At 60.3% G+C, this 3,427-nt stretch carries 2 protein-coding genes and 2 pseudogenes; 1 reads left to right on the forward strand and 3 read right to left on the reverse strand.

What is annotated here, in order from left to right; genetic code table 11:
- Positions 1 to 230: 230 nt before the first annotated feature.
- Both X744_RS139885 and X744_RS139880 read right to left on the reverse strand, forming a co-directional pair.
- The gene (locus X744_RS139885; protein WP_023763201.1) at positions 231 to 464 is read right to left on the reverse strand and encodes an IS21 family transposase; all 234 of its coding nucleotides are present in this window, start codon (positions 462 to 464) and stop codon (positions 231 to 233) included.
- 625 nt (positions 465 to 1,089) lie between these two features.
- Positions 1,090 to 1,422, reverse strand: a pseudogene (locus tag X744_RS139880) (ATP-binding protein); the annotation flags it as partial.
- A 125-nt stretch (positions 1,423 to 1,547) separates the two neighbouring features.
- On the opposite strand from X744_RS139880, the pseudogene X744_RS1000000174260 reads away from it, so the two are divergent.
- Positions 1,548 to 1,660: pseudogene (locus tag X744_RS1000000174260) on the forward strand (IS5/IS1182 family transposase); the annotation flags it as partial.
- A gap of 21 nt (positions 1,661 to 1,681) precedes the next feature.
- On the opposite strand, the gene X744_RS139875 reads toward X744_RS1000000174260, so the two are convergent.
- Complete coding sequence (locus tag X744_RS139875; RefSeq protein WP_023763203.1) at positions 1,682 to 3,172, reverse strand: M81 family metallopeptidase; 1,491 nt, start codon at positions 3,170 to 3,172, stop codon at positions 1,682 to 1,684.
- Between the last annotated feature and the right edge of the window lie 255 nt (positions 3,173 to 3,427).

A 3,427-nucleotide genomic window follows, 5' to 3' on the forward strand; every position in this document is an offset into this window, starting at 1 on the left:
CCGGAGCCAGTCGAGCAGTTCGACGCCCACGTCCTCGATCTCGTCGAAATCCTCCGCTCGGCACAACAGGCCCACGAGCACCGTGAGCAGGATCTCGTCGAGCCGATAGACCACCATTCCGGGCACGCGAGGGTCTTCAATGTCGTCAATATGATCGAGAAAGCTTGCGTCCATGGCCGGTCTCCTTCCCGGCCAACAGAATCCCACTTGGTTACCAGAGCGTTAACGATTCATGATTCCGCCCTGTGAACAGCCCGATACTCCTCCCACAGGATCGACAGCGTCACGCCCGGCTTCTTCAGTTCGACGGCCAGCGCCCCCCAGTCAGGCTCGGTGCGTCGGCGTAGCCCTTGTTTGACGCCCTGACGGGAGAAGAGCCGATGTTCGAGAACATCGTCAGTCAGCTCCGCCGGTAACGGCCAGGAAAGGCCGGCGGCAGTCGCTCGCTCTATGTTGTCCTGCACCGTGCTGCGGGCAATCCCAAGTCATGGTGGCAATGTCGCGAACGCTTATGCCGTCCGCGCTTAGCCGAAGCAGTTGTCTCAATTGTCTCATGGTCAGCCTTCTTCTCTTCGGCATGCGTCTCTCCTCTACCGTCGAGGAAATGCATGCTCAGGTTGCTGACCCAAAGGCACTATCCAGGCTTCAAAACTGTCCGGTATTTAATCGGAATCGCGTCCGGTTCATTTTCGGAATCGCGTCCGGTTCTTGATCGGAATGCCGTCCGGTAAATCGTCGGAATCCGCACTCATGGATCCTTTCCGAGACTATCTCGAAAAGCGCTGGCAGGAAGGCCAGCATAACGGGCTGCAGTTGTGGACCGAGATCAACCGCCGCGGCTTCCAGGCAGCAGGGCGACCCTCTACAGGTGGACCGCCGCCCGCAAGGAGCGGTCATCGACCGCTCCGCCAAATTTGCGGTGGCGCCCGCCATCGCGCCGGAATTGTGCATGGCTCCTGAGCGAAGACCCAGCATCTTTCGATGAGCAGACCGAGCGGTTCCTTCACCACCTCCATGAAAATGCGCCGGAGCTTTCGATCGCGGGCGAACTCGCCCGCCGTTTTGCCGCAGTGATAAGCCTGGTTGAAGTCATTTGCGATTGATTTCGCCGTTTTCGGCGCCGGTCAAGGGCGGCGGTGCTTTTTGCTTTCTCATGCTGTCGCCTTCGAGGGTGACGCGATGGGCGTTGTGGATGATCCGGTCGAGAATGGCGTCGGCGATTGTCGGCTCGCCGATCATGGCATGCCACTGGGCGATGGGCAGTTGCGCGGTGATCAGCGTGGATTTCCGGCGATAGCGTTCCTCGAAGATTTCCAGCAGATCGAGACGCTGCTGGTCGGTCAGGCTGTGGGTGCCCCAGTCGTCAAGGATGAGCAGTTGCACCCGAGCCAGGTTGTCGATGAGACGGGGAAAGCGGCCGTCGAACGCAGACGCAATTATTTTGCCGAAAATCACCGCCAAAGGCCACGATTTCCGGCAAAATAAAAGCCGAAACTAGGGGAAAATCCTAAATCGAATCAAAGCGTTCCGAGTTTTTCGCGGGCGACTTGGTCGAATGCTACTTTTCCAAACTCGAGCAGTTCCGGCGCGTCGCTACACGCTTCGAGAGAGCGGCCAGAACTATCTCGCAGTCGTCACCTCGCTGCTACCACTCCTATGAATCAGGTAACTGTCCATACGACTAGAGGTTGATGTCATCGAGCGGCCAGATCGGCCGGCGGACACGGCGATACACAGCCTTTGACATCTCCGAGGATCCCGCCATTCCGCCGCCGTCGACCGTGATCACCTCGCGTGCAATCGGCTCGAACGCGTCCCGGAAATGATGAAAGGACTTCAATGCTATGGTTGCACAATGAAGCGGGTCGATACCGAGGGAGGTGAGTTGTGCCAAGTCAGTCGCTTGGCCGTTCCCCGAAATCACTACAATTTCGATGCCGCCCACGCGCAGCATCAGGCTCGGCCCGTGGTTGCGCCATGACCCTCCTCCCATGGGGCCGTAACAGCGGAACCGGCCGTCGGTTATGGAGACTATCTGCGCCTCTACCTCGAGCGGCCCCCCACCCGTCTCTGGGGCTTGCTTGCCGCCCAGCAGGATGCGCCCCTTATTGCCGACGCCGATGGCTATGCCGGCCTGCACGGCCGCCGGATCGAAGATCGCATGAAAGGCCGCGTTCTGAAGATCGGCCGCCATCATCGCGCGTAGCAGGTCTGTCGCATCGCCGTAAGCACCGCCGCCGGGATTGTCACTAATATCAGCGAGCACTAGCGGCTTGTCGGCACCAAACTCGCCCGACTTAGCTCGTTCCACCGCCTCTGCGATGCTGGTAGAAGTGTCTTGGTCGGAGACAAACGCGCGTGTCTCCCACGCGTAATCCATAAGTTCCTCTGCGCTGCGCTGCGCTTCAGTGGTGTCGCCATCGGCAGTAACGGTGACGCTGGGCCCGACGTCGTAGATGTCACTCCAAGAGAATCCGGCGCAGACGCTGACAACAAGCGCCTTGCCAGAGGCTTCCAGCGCCTCGCCGCGGTCGATCAGTTCACGCATAGGGCCGGTGTCGGTACGCCCCTCGTTAAGACCATGCAGCATCGGGCGTTTGGCAATGACGGTGCGGGGACGAATCTCTCCCCGAAGGGCCCGGTCGAGTAGTCCGGCCCCCTGCCAGGCGCGTTCATAGTAGTCGATATGAGGATAGGTTCGCACGGCGATCAGCGCCGACGCATTCGCCGCCATCTTCTGAGTGACGTTGGCGTGCAGGTCCAGCGTGACGACGATCGGCGCGTCTTGTCCGAGGATGGCGCGTAATCGGGCTAGGATCTCGCCGTCTGCGTCCTCGCAACCCTCAGCGACCATCGCGCCGTGCAGGTTAATGAGCGCACCATTGCAGCCTTCGGCACCTGCAAGGAACCAGGCACAGAGCTGCTCAAAAGTTTCCTTCGTTACCGGACCCCCAGGAGTGGCGCTAGCTGCGAGCGGATGAGAGAGCGTCCAGCCGAATTTCTTCGCCGCCTCGAACACCGCGCCCAGCGCGGTGCGGGTGCCTCGCCGCGCCGGTGGAATCTCGTTGCCCAGCAGCAAGGCGGGAGACCGGAAATGCTCGAGTGTGGTCGGCACCTTGCTGAAGGTGTTTGCCTCATGTTCGATCTCACCTGTGAGGATGCGGTAGTTCATGGAAAGTCTCCGGATTGCAAAGGTATGGCGGCACAGCAGTTTGGCAGCGGATCACCTGCTGTTGATGCGTAGAGCCCAAGTTTCGCGGCCAGGCGCGCTTGGCTAGTGCCGTCCGGCGCGGAGTTCCGCGAACTGACCACCAAGCCGCGGGCCGCAATCGTTACGTGTCACGTTGGGCCGGAGCTGGGCCGCATTCGGATGAATCCAACGCCGGTTTCGATCTCGATATGGGTGCCAAATGGCTCCGAGAGCTTC

The organism is Mesorhizobium sp. LNHC252B00, from assembly GCF_000502955.1.
In the GTDB taxonomy this organism is placed as follows: Bacteria; Pseudomonadota; Alphaproteobacteria; order Rhizobiales; family Rhizobiaceae; genus Mesorhizobium.

What these genes read in the sequence shown, in the direction of transcription:
- X744_RS139875 (WP_023763203.1), bottom strand. Translation starts at nt 3,172, where the DNA reads ATGAACTACCGCATCCTCACAGGTGAGATCGAACATGAGGCAAACACC.